This is a genomic window from Cupriavidus sp. BIC8F (assembly GCF_032465815.1).
In the GTDB taxonomy this organism is placed as follows: Bacteria; Pseudomonadota; Gammaproteobacteria; order Burkholderiales; family Burkholderiaceae; genus Cupriavidus; species Cupriavidus necator.
In genome coordinates this window covers 384,404-400,340 of the sequence record NZ_CP136094.1, presented here as the reverse complement: position 1 = coordinate 400,340, position 15,937 = coordinate 384,404, and the positions used below count along the sequence as shown (strand labels likewise).

12 protein-coding genes are annotated in these 15,937 nt (G+C 58.0%); 10 read left to right on the top strand and 2 right to left on the bottom strand.

Annotated features, from left to right (window positions below; genetic code table 11):
* Positions 1 to 19 precede the first annotated feature (19 nt).
* The 10 genes from RS901_RS01840 to RS901_RS01795 all read left to right on the top strand — a co-directional run bounded on the left by RS901_RS01840 (position 20) and on the right by RS901_RS01795 (position 13,141).
* The gene (locus tag RS901_RS01840; RefSeq protein WP_316151126.1) at positions 20 to 847 is read left to right on the top strand and encodes an ABC transporter permease; all 828 of its coding nucleotides are present in this window, start codon (positions 20 to 22) and stop codon (positions 845 to 847) included.
* Positions 848 to 867: 20 nt separating this feature from the next.
* Positions 868 to 2,175, top strand: coding sequence for an ABC transporter ATP-binding protein (locus RS901_RS01835; RefSeq protein WP_316151125.1), 1,308 nt, complete (start codon positions 868 to 870; stop codon positions 2,173 to 2,175).
* Between the two features lie 11 nt (positions 2,176 to 2,186).
* A complete protein-coding gene (locus RS901_RS01830) occupies positions 2,187 to 5,654 on the top strand; it encodes a methyltransferase domain-containing protein (protein ID WP_316151124.1) in 3,468 nt (1,155 codons plus the stop codon).
* Between the two features lie 84 nt (positions 5,655 to 5,738).
* The gene (locus RS901_RS01825; RefSeq protein ID WP_316151123.1) at positions 5,739 to 6,707 is read left to right on the top strand and encodes an NAD-dependent epimerase/dehydratase family protein; all 969 of its coding nucleotides are present in this window, start codon (positions 5,739 to 5,741) and stop codon (positions 6,705 to 6,707) included.
* On the top strand, positions 6,704 to 8,617 hold the full coding sequence (locus tag RS901_RS01820; RefSeq protein WP_316151122.1) for an HAD-IIIA family hydrolase: 1,914 nt from the start codon (positions 6,704 to 6,706) through the stop codon (positions 8,615 to 8,617). The genes RS901_RS01825 and RS901_RS01820 overlap by 4 nt, the downstream gene beginning before the upstream one ends.
* A 1-nt stretch (position 8,618) precedes the next feature.
* On the top strand, positions 8,619 to 9,599 hold the full coding sequence (locus tag RS901_RS01815) for a GHMP kinase (protein WP_316151121.1): 981 nt from the start codon (positions 8,619 to 8,621) through the stop codon (positions 9,597 to 9,599).
* 31 nt (positions 9,600 to 9,630) lie between these two features.
* On the top strand, positions 9,631 to 10,197 hold the full coding sequence (locus tag RS901_RS01810; RefSeq protein ID WP_316151119.1) for an SIS domain-containing protein: 567 nt from the start codon (positions 9,631 to 9,633) through the stop codon (positions 10,195 to 10,197).
* 180 nt (positions 10,198 to 10,377) lie between these two features.
* The gene (locus RS901_RS01805) at positions 10,378 to 11,259 is read left to right on the top strand and encodes a rhamnosyltransferase (protein WP_410054145.1); all 882 of its coding nucleotides are present in this window, start codon (positions 10,378 to 10,380) and stop codon (positions 11,257 to 11,259) included.
* Entirely contained in the window at positions 11,260 to 12,042 is a 783-nt protein-coding gene (locus tag RS901_RS01800) for a glycosyltransferase (RefSeq protein ID WP_316151117.1), read from the top strand.
* 10 nt (positions 12,043 to 12,052) lie between these two features.
* Positions 12,053 to 13,141 (top strand): MraY family glycosyltransferase, encoded by a 1,089-nt coding sequence (locus RS901_RS01795; RefSeq protein ID WP_316151116.1) that lies wholly within the window; start codon positions 12,053 to 12,055, stop codon positions 13,139 to 13,141.
* Between the two features lie 55 nt (positions 13,142 to 13,196).
* Here the strand turns inward: RS901_RS01795 and RS901_RS01790 are convergent, their stop codons facing one another.
* Together RS901_RS01790 and RS901_RS01785 are read right to left on the bottom strand one after the other, a co-directional pair.
* Positions 13,197 to 14,900 (bottom strand): hypothetical protein, encoded by a 1,704-nt coding sequence (locus tag RS901_RS01790; protein ID WP_316151115.1) that lies wholly within the window; start codon positions 14,898 to 14,900, stop codon positions 13,197 to 13,199.
* A gap of 14 nt (positions 14,901 to 14,914) precedes the next feature.
* Positions 14,915 to 15,922 carry a class II aldolase/adducin family protein gene (locus RS901_RS01785; protein ID WP_316151113.1) on the bottom strand — a complete coding sequence of 336 codons (1,008 nt, stop codon included), beginning with the start codon at positions 15,920 to 15,922 and terminating at the stop codon, positions 14,915 to 14,917.
* Positions 15,923 to 15,937 lie beyond the last annotated feature (15 nt).

Sequence of the window (15,937 nt, the reverse complement as noted above, 5' to 3'; positions counted from 1 at the left end):
GGAAAGAGCTGGAATTGAGATGCAGAATTTGAAGCGCCTTGGGCGCCCCGTTACCGGCATCGTCACCAGCCTGACCCGGAACCGAAACCTGATCCGGCAGATGGCAGTGCGGGAGATCGCGGCCAAGTACAAAGGTTCTGTCCTGGGCGCGCTGTGGACCGTGTTGACTCCAATTTTGATGCTGGCGGTTTATACGCTTGTTTTCAGCGTGATTTTCCAATCACGCTGGGCTGGCGGAAGCGGCAGCAAGACCGAGTTCGCAACCCTAATGTTCGCGGGCCTGATCATTTTCAATTTCTTTGCCGAAGTGATCAACCGCGCGCCGCGCTTGATTCTCGATAATCCGAACTACGTAAAGAAGGTCGTATTTCCGCTCGAGGCGCTGACCTGGGTTTCGCTGGTAAGCGCGTTGTTTGGCGCCGGCATCAGCCTGTGCGTGCTGCTGGTTTTTCGCATCGCCCTTAATGGAATGTTGCCCTGGACCTTTGTCCTATTTCCGCTTTTGCTGTTGCCACTGGTTCTGCTGGCAGCTGGGCTGACCTGGTTTCTTGCCTCGCTGGGGGTCTTCCTGCGCGACGTATCGCAGGCGGTCGGCATTCTGGTTTCTGTGATGATGTTCCTGTCGCCAGTTTTTTATCCAAGCGACGCGCTGCCGCCGAAATTGCGTCTGCTGGCTCAATTGAATCCACTGGCCTTCTACATTGAGAACACCCGTGATCTTCTGATCTGGGGGCGCCTCGACGGTCTGCACCTGTATCCCTATCACCTGGCAGCGAGCCTTATCGTGGCGATGGCAGGCTTGGTCTGGTTCCGTCGTACCCGGCATGCTTTTGCCGATGTAATGTAATCCCTTTAAGCCAGCCGGATATGAGCGAAGCCGATCAAGACATAGCAATCCGTATTTCGGGATTGAGCAAACGATATGAAATTTACGATTCCCCTCGCCATCGCCTCTGGCAAGGCTTGGCCATGGGGAAACGGCAGTTCTTCCGTGAGTTCTGGGCGCTGCGCGATGTCAACCTGACCATCCAGCGCGGGGAAACGTTCGGAATCGTCGGTCGCAACGGTGCGGGCAAATCGACGCTTCTACAGCTGATCTCAGGCGTGTTGACGCCGACCTCCGGGAGCATCGAAACCAACGGACGCATTACCGCGCTGCTGGAGCTCGGTGCTGGGCTGAACCCTGAGTTCACCGGCCTCGAGAACATTCGCATGAGCGCCGCCGTGCTCGGCATGTCGGACCTCGAGCTGACCAGGAAAATGGACGTCATCATCGAGTTTGCCGCTCTTGGTGATTTCATTCAGCAGCCCGTCAAGCATTATTCGAGCGGGATGATCATGCGGCTCGCATTTGCTGTCGCCATTAATTTCGATCCCGATATCCTGATAGTTGACGAGGCGCTGGCAGTCGGTGATGAGCTGTTCCAGCTTAAATGCATCCGCCGCATCCAGGAAATCAAGGAAAGCGGGGCAACCATTTTGTTCGTGTCGCATTCTACACATACTATCAATCAGATTTGCGACCGAGCGGTATTGATTGACGGCGGCAAGGCGGTGCAAGTGGGCAATGCCAAGGCGGTGTCCGAGCGCTACAATAAGCTGCTGTTCTCGCTCGACACTGGTAATACCGTGGCGGAATCAGATGCACTGAACGGCTATGCCGTGGCAACCATCGGGGCGTCGGAAATCGGTGCTGCATCGGGTGAGTTAATGCGACCGCGGGATCCCGCTGGCGAATCCCGGCCCCAGGGTAGAATCCTCGACGTCGGTATCGCTGGGCACGATTATCGCCATCTCGCCTTCGAACAAGGCGATACCGTGCGATTCCGCATGAGGGTGCGTTTTGATGCGGATACACCTAATGTAATCATGGGTATGATGATTACCACTGCAACCGGGGTCGACTGTTACCATACCAACCTGCTTTGCCGCGATTCGATGATAGAGCATGCGGCTGCTGGCGAGACTTACTCTATAACGTTTGAGGTGCCGCTGGCGCTGAATGCTGGAAGCTATATCGTCGTTTTCGACTGTCAGTACGACATGCGTGCGACGCCAAAGCTTGTTGATATTTTTTATGAGGCGCTGAAGGTCACAGTTGTACCCGACCGCTTGATCGACGATGGCGGTATCGCCGCGCTGGGTGCAACAATCGAATGTCAGCTCGTCAGATAAGGGTGCTTTAAATGATTCAATTCACGGGGGAGCGCATTGTTCCCGAAGCTGGCAACTGTGAGCCGTTGTTTGCTGAGAAAATGTACCAGGAGCACGTGGCCCGCTATGCGTTCGCCTCGCAATGGATCCAAGGCAAGCGCGTGCTGGATGTCGGCTGTGGAGTCGGCTACGGTTCCCGGTGGATGGCGCAGAATGGTGCGGCGAGCGTGCGCGCCTTTGATCTGTCGCCAGATGCGGTGGGTCACGCAAAGGAATTTTACGCCCACGAGAAGCTCACCTTCGAGGTGGCTTCCGCGACCAATTTCGATTTCGACGAGCGCTTCGATGTCGTGACCTGCTTCGAATTGATTGAGCACGTCGACGCGCAGCGTGAGGTAATCCAGTGTATCCAACGTGCCCTGAAGGATGACGGTGTCCTGATCATCTCCACGCCGCGCGCACTCGAGCAGAAGCGTACGCATTTTCATACCAAGGAGTTCTCGGAGCAGGAGTTCCGCTCGCTGCTGGAAAGCAGTTTCCCCCAGGTTCGCTTTTACTTCGAAAATAACCATTTCGCTTCGCTGATTACTGACGGCGTGCCGCAGCGAATTGATCAGATTCTGCCGCTGAAAGATCAGTATTCGCTGGCGCAGGCGGACTACTTCATCGCCGTCGCGTCGGTGTCTCCGTCACGCCCGATTACCGAAGGCATCGCGCCTGTGCTGGTTATTGGTGATGATAAGTATGTCTCCTTGCTGGAGCGTGACATCGACATTCTGCACAATGCGGAAGATCGTCTGGTGGAACTCGTGGCAGCCCGCGATGCGACGCTGGCGGGGAACATGCAGGAACTGGAAGCCCTGCGCGCCGAGGCCGATGCCTTGCGTTCAACCGAAAAAGAACTCCGTACCAGGTCTTCGGCCCTTGAGCGAGAGCTGGGCGGGCTTCGCGAGGAAGCCGCGGGCTTGCGCCGTGCACTGGCGGCGGAACGTGAGTTGCCAACATCGGTCGCCGAACTGCGGCGCGAAGTGGCGTTGCAGTGCAGCGACAGCGACTACCTGAGGGATGTTGTCGCTGCCATGCAGAACTCTTCCAGTTGGAAGATGACGGCTCCATACCGCTTCGTCGGCGGCAAGCTGCGCCAGCCGCTACGCATGTTGCGCAAGGCCAGCGAGTACCAGCGCATGCATGGCACGCGTGCGCTCGCCGGTGCGATCCGCCGGCGCCTGGGCCAGGACGGCTGGAGCGGTGTACAGTCGGCTCTAGTCTCCGGGCAAGGCGGCTCGTCGGATCCCGCGATCACCAACCAGCATTTTGATGTCGTCTTCGCGATCGGCTGTTGGGAGGGCGAGTCGAAGCGCTACCGCGTGCACAACCTTGCCGAAGGCCTGGAAGATCTCGGGTACCAAGTGCATGTGATGCCCTATGGGCGCATCGGTGTGCTGCAGGAACAGAACGTCAAGGCCGACGTGGTGGTGCTGTTCCGAGCGCCGTACGATCTTGGTGTTGGTGTCGATCAGTTTCTGAAGTACGCCAAGATCAGGGGCATCAAGGTGGTATTCGATGTCGACGATCTGGTCTTCGACCCAGATGTCATCGATCAGATCGATGGATTCCGCCAGTTGCCAGAGTCCGAGCAAAAGCAATACATTGACGGCGTTCACCATTATCGAGAGCTGCTGCTGGCGGCGGACATGGTCACCGTGCCGACAGAGTATTTACGGGCGCGAGTGGAAAAGCTAGGCAAGACCGCCGTAGTCATTCCCAATTCGATAAACGAGGCACAGCAAACAGTTGCTGCCGAAATCCTGGCCCTGCCCCCAGTCGGGCGCCAAGTTGTACGCATCGGCTATTTTAGCGGCAGCCGCACGCACCAAGCGGATTTTGCCCAGTGCGCCGATGCCCTGTTCGACGTGATGCAGGAGAACCCGAACACAGTATTGCGCATTGTCGGCTATCTGGACCTGGATGCGCGCTGGGAAGCGCTGGCCGGTCGCATTGAGCGGATGGGCTTCCAGCCTTACAAAACTATGCTGCGTGTGCTGGGCGAGTGCGATATCAATATTGCTCCGCTCGATCTCGGCAGCGTGTTCTGCCATGGCAAGAGCGAACTGAAGTTCTTTGAGGCCGGCCTGCTCGGCATCCCCACGGTGGCGAGCGCGACCGACACGTTCGTGCGGGCAATCAAGAATGGCGTGAATGGTTTTGCCTTGAACTCGCAGCAGGAATGGAAGGACACACTGTCTCAACTGGCCGCCTCCGCCGAATTGCGGAAGACTATCGGGGGTAAGGCGCGCGACGCCTCAATGGCGCATTTCTCGATCCAGGAAGTCGCGAAGACTGCGCGCGATGCTTACAAACTTGCTTCACTTGAGGGCCCAGCACAGGCTGCGCATCAGTTAGAGGTGGCGCCGCTTGGAGCCGAAGCGCTGGCGCCCGGCCGCCTGAGGATTTCCTGGGTCATCCCGGGCCTGATCATCGGCGGTGGCGGCCATCGTAACATCCTGCGTGCAGCCTATTTCCTCTCGCAGTTTGGCCACCAAGTTAACCTGTACTTCATCGGTACGGAGAAGGACCCGCAGACCATCAAGCGGCAAATCCAGGAACATTTCTATCCGCTGGATTGTCCGGTCCATCTATTCGAAGGCAAGATTCAGCCGTCTGACGTGGTTTTCGCCACGCACTGGTCCACCGTCAATGCCGCCCTGACCGCGCGCGGTGTGGCCAAGGAGATCATGTACTTCGTGCAGGATTTTGAGCCTGCATTCGCACCCATGGGCACCGAGTATGTGCTGGCGGAGAATACCTATCGCCTAGGCCTGTATCACATCACCTCGGGTCCGTGGTGCGAAGTCATGCTGCGACGCGATTTCCAGGCCGCCGCTGATCACTTCCAGTTCCCGGTGGACCGCTCAATTTACTATCCGCGCGCCCGGACCAAGGGGAACAGGAATCTTGTGTTCTTTGCCAAGCCCGAGATGCCACGCCGTTGCTTCGAACTCGGCGTCATGGCACTGCGTGAGTTCCATCGCATGCGTCCGGACGTGGAGATCGTCATGTTTGGATCCAAGCACGCCAGCAAGCAGTCTTACGACTTCCCTGTAACCATTCGGGAGGTCTTGCCTACGCTCAATGACCTCGCGCAAATGTATTCCGACGGCGACGCTGGCCTTGTGTTCTCAACCACTAATCCTAGCCTGATTCCGTACGAAATGATGGCTTGTGGACTGCCGGTCATCGACCTTGCGCGCGGCGACAACGCTGTCAATTATGCGGGTCGCACCGATATCGCGCTGCTTGCGGATCCGCAGCCAAAGCGCATGGCCGAAGAAATTGCGGAACTGATCGGAAACCCGACAGAACTGGCCAGTCGCCGCGAGAAGGGGCTGGCCTTGGTCGACAGCTTCCCTTCCGAGGAAGGCATGGCACGTCGTATTGAGAGCTTGATCGTTGCCCGCCTGGAGTCGATTAGCGACGCGCAGGAGGAGGTGGCAGCGTAAGCGGCCCATCCAGCATTGGAAGGCCAGTACCTTCGCGGCATCGTAAAGGCTGGCAGAAGAGTTAAGACTGAAAGCAGGACTATCGTGAGCATATTGATTACTGGTGTCGCCGGATTCGTAGGCTGCAATTTGGCCGAAGTGCTGATTGCTAAGGGGCACGTCGTCTTCGGCGTGGACAATTTCTGCCGTGGCCGTCGCGAGAATCTGGCCAAGGTCATCGATCATCCACGGTTCGCCTTCGCTCAGGTCGAGATGGCCGACCTGGACGCCTACCGCACTGCGTTTGAGGCGTTCCGCGCGCGTGATCCGATTACCGAGGTCTGGCATATGGCCGCCAACTCTGATATCCCGGCCGGCGTCCACAATGCCAATGTAGACCTCCGCGATACGTTCATGACCACCTTCAACACCTTGGAGCTGATGAAGGCAGCCAAAGTGCCAGTTATCGCTTTCGCGTCCAGCTCGGCCATCTACGGCGATCTGGGCGAGCGGCCGCTGGTCGAGGACATCGGCCCGCTGCTGCCGATCTCGAACTATGGCGCGATGAAGCTTGCCTCGGAGGCGGCTATCAGCGCAGCAGCCGAGAGCCACCTGGAGCGTGCCTTCATTTTCCGTTTCCCCAATGTGATTGGCATTCCGGCCACCCACGGCGTCATGCTGGACTTTGTGCGCAAGCTTGCCTCAACACCTGACAATCTCGACGTCCTGGGCAACGGCACGCAGCAGAAGGGGTATCTCCACGTGGAGGAACTGGTCGACGCGATGCTATTCATCCGAGATAAGTCGCCGGAGAAGGTTGCCGTATTCAATATCGGCGCGGGCGATGACGGTGTCACGGTTCGCTTTATCGCAGAAGAAACCGTGCGCGAGCGCTCTCCTGGGGCGAGTATCTCATACGGTGAGGGCAATAAGGGCTGGGTTGGCGACGTGCCGCGTTTCGTCTATTCGGTCGACAAGCTTAAAACCCTCGGCTGGAAACCCAAGCTCGGGTCGGCAGAGGCTGTCCGCAAGGCCGTGCGCCAGATCGTGGCCCAGGAGGCAACGCAGGGATGAAGCAGGTCGTAATCCTGGCAGGGGGCAAAGGCACCCGCTTGCGCGAGCGATTGGGCGATCTTCCCAAGCCGCTGATTGATGTTTGCGGCGTGCCGCTGCTTGAGCGGCAGGTCCTCCTGGCCAAGCGGTACGGGTTCAACAGGGTGCTGATCCTGGTGAACTACCGCGCCGAGCGGATTGCGGAGTATTGCGCGAGCAAGGCGAATTGGGGCCTCGAAATCCAGTGCATCGACGACGGCGAGCCTAGAGGCACAGCTGGTGCCGTGCTGCAGCTCCTCGATCAGCTCGACGACGAGTTCTTGCTGATGTACGGTGACACCATGCTCGAAGTCGATCTTGATCGCTTCCACAGGTATCACGCGGAGGGGGGGGATGTCGCTGCCACACTGTTCCTGCACCCCAATGATCATCCGCAGGACTCGGACCTGGTGGAAATAGACGAATGGGGCAACGTTTCCGGCTTCCATCCGTATCCGCACGACAGCGCGCGCTACTATCCCAACCTGGTCAATGCGGCGCTGTATTGGATTCGGAAGTCGGCGCTGGAGCCGTGGCGGGGCCATGCGGGCATGCTGGATTTCGGCAAGGAGTTATTCCCGGCAATGATCGGTCGCGGCATGACGCTGCGCGGCTACAACAGCCCCGAGTACATCAAGGATTGCGGCACGCCTTCGCGCATCGATAAGGTTTCCGCAGACTTTATGTCGGGCCGCATTCACCGTGCCGCACTGGATATTCCGCAGATGGCCGTGTTCGTCGACCGGGACGGTACGCTAAACCGGGAGATGGACCATCTCAATGAACCGGGGCAGCTCGAATTGCTCGCGGGTGTGGAGCTGGCGGTCCGCCGCCTGAACCGCTCGGAGTATCGCGTCTGCGTGGTGACCAACCAGCCGGTAGTCGCCCGGGGCGAATGCACGCCGGAGTCACTGCGGCAGATTCACAACAAGCTCGAAACCTTGCTAGGGCAGGAAGGGGCCTACGTCGACCGCATTTACTATTGCCCGCATCATCCGGACAAGGGTTTCGCTGGCGAGGTACCTGAGCTGAAGATCGACTGCGATTGTCGTAAGCCGAAGACAGGAATGATTGAGGCTGCCGTTGCAGAGCTGAATATCGCCAAGGAGAGGTCGTGGATGATCGGCGATACGACGTCGGATCTGCTCGCCGCGCAACGTGCCGGTGTGCGCTCCATATTGGTCGAGACCGGCTATGCAGGGCTTGAGCAGAAGTACTGGGTCACGCCGGACTACATCGTGCCGGACTTTCCCGCGGCAGTGGCCTTCATCCTGGAAATCTATCCAGGACTTATGGAGCGCATTGCGCCGCTGGCGCATGGCATTGAAGCGGGCAGCATAGTGTTCGTCGGCGGCCAGTCGCGCAGTGGCAAGAGCACGTTCGCCAGCGTGCTGCGGGATACCCTGCAGAATTCCGGCAAACGATGCCATGTCATTTCCACCGACCGCTGGCTGCTGAGTGAGGCGGAGCGTGGCCAGGGGGTGTTGGGACGCCACGACATGCACGCACTGGAAGCAGCGATACGATCCGTTGACCCGTCTGCGCGGCCAGCATCGCTGTCCTTGCCAGGCTATCGCAAGCTCAAGCGGCAGCAGGTACAAGCTGCCGAGGAATTGCAAGTGCATCCCGGCGAAATCATCATCGTAGAAGGAGTTGTTGCGCTGACGCTGGCGGAGGCGCTGGATGCCAAGCACAGGTTTTTTGTGGAGATCGACGAGGCGCAGCGGCGCGAGCGCGTCGTGCGCGAATACATCTTACGCGGCGTTAATGAAGTCGAGGCCTTGCGGCTGTACGAAGAGCGGTATGCCGAGGAGGTGCCAGTGGTGGCCGGTCCAGCCACCACCGCCATCCTATTCAGGATCGCAGGTGTCACATCGAACGGAAAGAAATAGCATGATCATCAGTAGAACTCCCCTCCGCATGAGCTTCGTCGGCGGCGGTAGCGACTTACCCGCTTTCTACCGGAAGCAGAACGGTGCGGTGTTGAGCACTGCAATCGACAAATATGTCTATGTCAATGTCAACAAGAAGTTTGACAATGGCATCCGTATCGCATACTCAAAGAATGAGGAAGTTAGCTCGGTGGACAAGATTGAACACCGCCTTGTTCGCGCCGGCATGGAGCTGCTCGATCTGGATGGCGGTGTGGAGATCACGACCATTGCGGATATTCCTTCAAAGGGCACAGGTCTGGGGTCATCGAGTTCCTTTACCGTTGGCTTGCTGCACGCTTTGAACGCCTATAAAGGCCGCTATGTGTCCAGCGAACAGCTCGGCGAGGACAGCTGCAAGATCGAGATCGAGATGTGTGGCGAGCCGATCGGCAAGCAGGACCAATACGCTGCGGCGTTTGGCGGGTTTAACCTGATCGAATTCTGCCCGGATGAATCGGTTGTGGTGTCGCCGCTGATTTGCGATCCCCGCACTGTAGAGGAACTCGAGGGTAACGTCCTGCTGTTCTATACGGGCATTACGCGCAGTGCATCGGCGCTGCTGAAGCAGCAGTCGGAAGACATTGCTAATGATGAGGCAAAGCACCGCACCCTGGTGCGCATGGTGCAACTCGCCTACGACATGCGCAATGAACTGCAAAACAACAACGTGGATGCCTTTGGTGACATCCTGCATGAAAACTGGATGCTGAAGAAGAGCATCACTAGCGGCATCAGCACATCGTTCATCGACGATTGGTACGACGCGGCACGCAAGGCCGGCGCCACGGGGGGCAAAATCCTGGGCGCCGGTGCGGGGGGCTTCCTGATGCTATACGCTCCCAAGGACAAGCACGAGCGGATCAAGGCGGCGCTGCCTGATTTGCGGCCTATTCCCATCGGTTTCGAGCCGCTCGGCAGCCGTATCATTTTTTATCATTGAGTTCTCAGCGAAACATGGCAAGGGGTTAAAAATGATTTCATCCAAAGGTATCGCCGAGGCCTATCTCGGCAAGCTTATCGCTCAGCTGTCGACCATCAACCGTGATGAGATCGATCATGCAGTGCAGGTTGTCGCAGATGCTTGGCAGGCCGGCAAGCAGATCATTACGCTGGGCAATGGCGGCAGCTCCATGACCGCTCTCCATTTCATCACTGACTGGAACAAGAGCGTCTTCATGTATGGCGGCAAGCCGTTCCGCGGGCGCTCGCTGGTCGACAACATGGGCCTAGTGATGGCCTATGGCAACGACATTTCGTTCCAGGACATTTTTGTCGAGCAGCTGAAGAACATCCTGACGCCGGGCGACCTGGTAATCGCCATTTCCGGCAGCGGCAACTCGGAGAATGTGATTCGCGCGGTGCAGTATGCCAACGATAACGATGCCGTGACGCTGGGCCTGTGCGGGTATCGCGGAGGCAAGCTGAAGGAAATGGCGCAGCACGTGCTGTGGGCCGACGTCGACGATATGCAAGTGGCTGAAGACGTTCACGCCATCTTCGGGCATATGGTGATGCAGCGCCTGTGCGGGTATCTGTGAGCTTTTCTTGAATGGCGCGCAGATCGGTCGGTGCCTGCCGTGAGGGACCTCCCGTCTATGCTAAGTTTGTTGACCCTTGCTACACGAAAGAGCGCGGCGCAACATGGTCAGAAAGGTTCTAGGGTGCCAGCATCGTTGCCAGAGCACAGTCGTTATGCCCAGCACGTTGGTGCCGTGGTAGTGAGTTTCCGCCCGGATCTCGGCGCATTGCAGCAGTTATTGCTTGCGCTGTGTGCCCAGGTCAGGGTGGTCTATGTTGTCGATAACGGGTCAGGCCACGCTGTTGTTGAGCTGCTCAGCTCCTTTGCGGCTGGCCGCAACATTGAGCTGATTGCCCTTCCCATTAATTGCGGCATTGCCGCGGCCCACAATATCGGAATCCGGCGCGTAGCGGAACTGGGACTAGAGTATGTAGTCCTGTTCGATCAAGACAGCCTGCCGGCTGCTGACATGATCGACCGCCTGGTCGATGCGCAGCGCTTGCTTGCGGCACACGGCGCGCGCGTGGCCGCGGTCGGCCCGGTGTCGGTGGACAGGCGTACAGGTACGCTCGGAAAGTTCGTTCGTGTCCAGTCCGGACGCATCTGCCGGGTGGCCTGTGGCGCTCCGGACGACATGATGGAAACGGACTTCCTGATCTCCTCGGGCAGCCTGATTCCCATGGCAGTGATTGAGGCGGTAGGCGAGATGAAGGAAGGTTATTTCATTGACCACGTCGACACCGAATGGTGCCTTCGCGCACGCATGGCCGGCTGGCAGATCTTCGGCGTTTGCACGGCCCGGCTGACCCATGCACTCGGTGATCACGTCATCCGTGTCTGGTTCGGCCGCTGGCGTGAAGTGTCGGTCCACTCGCCGCTGCGCGACTACTACATCCTACGCAATGCCGTGCTGATGCTGAGGCAATCGCCAATGACATGGAGTTGGCGCTTTGCGCATCTCGGCCGCATCGTGCAGTTCCTGGTTTTCTTCGGTCTCGCGGTGCCTCCGCGCCGTCGCCGCTTTGCGATGATGATGAAAGGAATCTGGCACGGTGTGATCGGACGGATGGGGGCCTACTAGATGCAGCAGTCCATATCCCCGGAGCTGACAGTCTCCATTGTCAGCCATGGTCAGGCTGACTTGCTTCCGCCATTGCTGGCGCAATTGGCGGCACTGCGCGCTCATCTGTCCCTGGAGGTTATCCTGACGGAGAATCTCGGGCCGTACCGCACTCGCCGTTTCGACGAACTGCCGTTGTCGATCGACTATATCGTCAACGAGGAGCCCAAGGGCTTCGGTGCCAATCACAATGCTGCCTTTGCGCGCGCCGCAGCACCGTACTTCTGCGTCATGAATCCCGATATCCGGCTGCAGGGCGATCCGTTTGGGCCCCTAGTTAGCCAGCTTCGCGCGGCTAAGGGCGTAGCAGGACCGAAAGTCGTCAACCCGAGTGGGGGGCTTGAGGACAGCGCCCGGCACGTGCCAACGCTGGCCCGTTTGCTGGGACGCCATCTGAAGGGGATCCGGGGTGCGGACTACAAGGCGGACCGTATCCAAAGCGTGGATTGGATGGCGGGCATGTGCCTTGTGTTCGATGCCGACGCCTACCGCATGCTTGGTGGCTTTGACGAGGGCTTCCACCTTTATTGCGAAGACGTCGACATCTGCCTGCGCGCGCACCTCGCCGGCTGGAATGTCAGCTGGACAGTGGACGCCGTCGTTGAGCACGCGGCGCGCAGGGATAGTCGCCGCAAGCCGAGGTATTTGTGGTGGCATTTGCGCAGCTTTGCCCGGCTGATCGCTTCGCCGACCTACAGGAACTTTTGTTGGCGCAGCAGCCACGGCGCCCGTTCTGTCATTTGAGTGCAGGGATATGTTCGAGTACTTCTGGATTCCGGCCTTCGCCTTCGCGGCCTGTGTAATCGCCATTCTGCTGGTACGGCCGATCGCCGTCGCCGCAGACCTGGTGGACCGGCCCGGCGGCCGTAAGCGCCACGAAGGCGTCATACCGTTGGTGGGCGGCATCGGCATCACGCTTGCACTGGCGCTGATGTCAGCCGCCTTCGTACGGCCGTTGGGTATCTATGCAGCATTGCTGGGCGGCATTCTGCTGCTGGTAATCGTTGGAATGATGGACGACCTGCGTGGCGTTTCGCCGATGATCCGACTTGCCGTGCAATTCTTTGCCGCCATCCTGATGACCTCATGGGGTGGGGTCTATCTCACGTCGCTAGGAGATCTGCTGGGACACCGGGAAATCGCACTTGCGGACTGGTCGATCCCCCTGACACTGCTTGCCGCTTTGGCCGTAATCAACGCCATGAACATGAGCGATGGCCTTGACGGTTTGGCGGGGGGGCTGGCTTTCTTCATGTTTGCATGGTTTGCTGTGATTGCGGGGGACATCGGCAACTTGATGGCGCAGCGCATCTGCCTGATCTTCTGCGGTGCGATCCTGGGCTTCCTGCTCTTCAACCTGCCACACCGGCTGCGGCACAACCGCCTGCGCGTCTTCCTCGGCGACGCTGGCAGTTTGACGCTCGGCTATGGCATCGTGTGGTTCGCAGTACAGCTTTCGCAGGGCCAATACAACGGTGGAAAGAGCGTGCCGCCGGTCGTCCTGTTGTGGGTGGCGGGCTTCCTGCTTATCGACCTGCTTGCAGTGGTTGCACGGCGAGTCGTCTCCGGCCGCAATCCGCTGTCTGCCGATCGCACGCATTTGCATCACATTCTGCTGCGCATGAATTCGCGGCCGGGCTTGACGGTCGCCTTCATCCTGGCCAGCAATGTCGTGATGGGGCTGATCGGCGTCATGGGCTGGCGCGCGGGCGTGCCAGAGAGCGTGCTCTTTCTAGCTTTCCTGGTGCTCACCGCAGTGCATTTGTGCATCATGCACAATGCGGCGAGGTTCTTGCGGCGTGGGCGGCGGTGGTTTGCCCGGGGAAGCAAACTGTTGCATTAATCCCAAAGGGATAATCGCTGGGCGTGCATGCAGCCAGAAGAATCCCTTTTAGTTTTCACATTTGCAGGATGTAGTACTTTCCGCTCAGCTTGCCCGATGAGCAACTTGCTTCCAGAGATAGCTTAGCCTGCTGCTTGCCCGGGGGAGGATCTAAGGAGAATAGTATGAATTTACTGGTCTCGTTTTCTCGTTTCCCCGGATAGCTATTCCCATTTGCTAAGTCACTGATACGTAAGGGTGCACATGCGCCCGGTTCCTTGTCAACGGCGACGAGCACTATGCGTATATGCTTGCCATCCTGGCTGGACGGGGTAATGTTCACTCCTTCATTCTCCCTCTGTTGCTGAAAGCCGTTGCCCTTGTTCGATTCAAACTTGCAGTTGATGGCTTGGCCGAGCGGGGATATTGGCGCGCACGGGTACAGACCCAGCAGATCGCCAATCGTTTGTGACCACATTGAGGGATTGTCCAACTGTGCCGCTGTCCTCAACTGCTGAACTGGGGCGATAGAGACCGGTAGGCGAAAGAAAATGAGAGCTGCAATCACCTGCACCAAGTAGATAAGGTTGAGTGCGTTCCCTGCCAACACGCCAAGCCTCTGTGACAGCCCATCCACCGCCTTGTGCAATGCCATGCATACAATCAATGTGGTCGAAACAAAAATCGGGAAGAGGTGGCGATTGAAAATCGCAAATGAATCGTATGTGTGCAGCGGGGCAACCCGCCACCGCTCCCAATACTGCGTGGCACCCAATGCCGCGCCGGCGGCAAGCAATGCCAGGAAGACTATCGTTCGCGTACTGGGCCCAAAGTTACGAAGCCAGCCGGTCGCGAGGGACAGGAGTTGTTTCCTGCGTGCGACGAGAAGCACAAGCAGAGTTACTGCAAGAACAAGCGGAATCAGCGCTAGGTATCCTATGGGCAGCCGTCCATCCAGTGCCGGCAGCGAAATGTAGCCGTTGATGGAGAGAAAAACAGCTTCGACAAGCCGGAAAGTAGCGATCTTCAAGACATGCAGGTCGAGCGGCACGGCACCATCCTGCAGCGGTGGCTGGTCCATCAGATAGATAGCAAAGCATAGTGATGTCAGCACCACCAGAAACAGGAAGGTGGAACGCACGCAGCGCTTAATGATTGCATCGAAAAGAGCGAGGACAAAATATACAGTCGCCGCATAGACTATGATGGGCTTCGAAAAGGCGAACAGAATGCCGAGCACGATTTCGCCAACATAAGCTAAGGGTGCTTGGCCTCTGCGGTTAGTTCGCGCGCCCAGCCAGGGCAGCAGGAAGATGGCGCCATATGTCGAGTTGTACCCGAAGCTCATGTCGACATGAGGAAAGGCGCAGAAGAGCAGCGCAAGCAGCCATCTGTCCCAAATGCGGGGGGAAATGAAATCAAAGCGCTGTGAAATTAATGCCCCGCAGCATGCCCCATAGATAAGCCAGCCTGCTGCCTTGAATAGAATCGGAAATAGCAGCAGAGAAGTTTCGCCCCCGACGGGACCAACCAGGAATTGTGCGACAAGGTTAGGTACTAGGTTGATGTAGACGTAGTCGTGGCTGAGTAGTGCTTCGAACGGTGTTTTGTAGCGTGCGGAGAAAAAGTATACGGTACCTTCTTCGAGCCACGTCTGTCCGATGAAGTGAGGATTCAACGATGTCAGGGCGCGCATCAGCACGGCCAGGCAGACAAGGAGCAATAGCGGAAACGCCTTGGTTGGGGCGGCGACTGGGCTAGCGCTTATTTGGAATTGCATTCTCTGTGTGTGATCTATTTTGCGAGCTGCATGCGGTATTTCTCCGCATCCCAGTCGAGCAACGCAGCCGTTTCTTTGAGCGTCAGAGATGTTACCTTCTCTGGTTCATGTTGCCTTGCAAGCACGTCATAATAGCAGCGCAGCTGAGCCAGCTTCCCTGCTCCTAGTGAGGGGCACGAGAATACGCCCAGATCGCGGACGAATACCAGCTCCGGTGATTCTGAGGCCGGGATCGACGATCGCGCTAGGTGCTCCGGGCTGTCCTGACAGAAGGGCTCCACGCCGAGAAATACAAGGTGATCGGGGTAGAGCGCCCAGTTGCTGCGGAGTTGCTCATAGAGCGCCGGGTTGAGCGCTAGCTGCTGGACGGTAGGGTCCGGGACCGGCAGATATTCGAGGCCGCTGCGCGTTGTTATCGGCCTTGGCATGGCCTCCCTTCCTGTCAGCGGGTATGGCGATGTTTGCAAAAGCGACGTTATTTTGCGTAGCCTGCTGTGAACTTCATTTACGTCGTCGCCACCAATAACGACACCATGACTTTTAAGGAATACGATATCAGTACCTGGGGACTTCTTGAGTGCGTGGTCTACAGCGCGCGCTAATTCGGCACCGGGCTTGAAATAGGAAACAGAGGCCCAGCGAAGATTCTCATCGGCGATCGCAGTTAGCTTGCTTGCATAGTCGGATCGCACCAGATGTGCGAGCGCCTCGATAGCGTGGAGATGAACCACGATTCGGTGCGGCATCAGCGCATGGAGTAGTGTCTCGATCGATGGCCGCAAACCATTGCTTTCCAGCGCGTGAGGCTGAACCTCCATATTTCCGGACGCGATGGCCACACAAAGGTGCGCCAAATCTACGGGGACGAATATATCCTTTTGCTTGGCATCCGCAAGCCACATGCCTGATGCCTTGACCCAAAGCGTATCCCCGTCCTTCCAGGAAACATTGCCACCGGCACCCTGAACCAGCAGAGAGTCGCGGCCGATCTTGGCGCAATACTCCGTGACGGCGGTTCTCATATCAGTCTCCAGACA

What these genes read in the sequence shown, in the direction of transcription:
- RS901_RS01840 (WP_316151126.1), top strand. Translation starts at nt 20, where the DNA reads ATGCAGAATTTGAAGCGCCTTGGGCGCCCCGTTACCGGCATCGTCACC.
- RS901_RS01835 (WP_316151125.1), top strand. Translation starts at nt 868, where the DNA reads ATGAGCGAAGCCGATCAAGACATAGCAATCCGTATTTCGGGATTGAGC.
- RS901_RS01830 (WP_316151124.1), top strand. Translation starts at nt 2,187, where the DNA reads ATGATTCAATTCACGGGGGAGCGCATTGTTCCCGAAGCTGGCAACTGT.
- RS901_RS01820 (WP_316151122.1), top strand. Translation starts at nt 6,704, where the DNA reads ATGAAGCAGGTCGTAATCCTGGCAGGGGGCAAAGGCACCCGCTTGCGC.
- RS901_RS01815 (WP_316151121.1), top strand. Translation starts at nt 8,619, where the DNA reads ATGATCATCAGTAGAACTCCCCTCCGCATGAGCTTCGTCGGCGGCGGT.
- RS901_RS01810 (WP_316151119.1), top strand. Translation starts at nt 9,631, where the DNA reads ATGATTTCATCCAAAGGTATCGCCGAGGCCTATCTCGGCAAGCTTATC.
- RS901_RS01800 (WP_316151117.1), top strand. Translation starts at nt 11,260, where the DNA reads ATGCAGCAGTCCATATCCCCGGAGCTGACAGTCTCCATTGTCAGCCAT.
- RS901_RS01795 (WP_316151116.1), top strand. Translation starts at nt 12,053, where the DNA reads ATGTTCGAGTACTTCTGGATTCCGGCCTTCGCCTTCGCGGCCTGTGTA.
- RS901_RS01790 (WP_316151115.1), bottom strand. Translation starts at nt 14,900, where the DNA reads ATGCAATTCCAAATAAGCGCTAGCCCAGTCGCCGCCCCAACCAAGGCG.
- RS901_RS01785 (WP_316151113.1), bottom strand. Translation starts at nt 15,922, where the DNA reads ATGAGAACCGCCGTCACGGAGTATTGCGCCAAGATCGGCCGCGACTCT.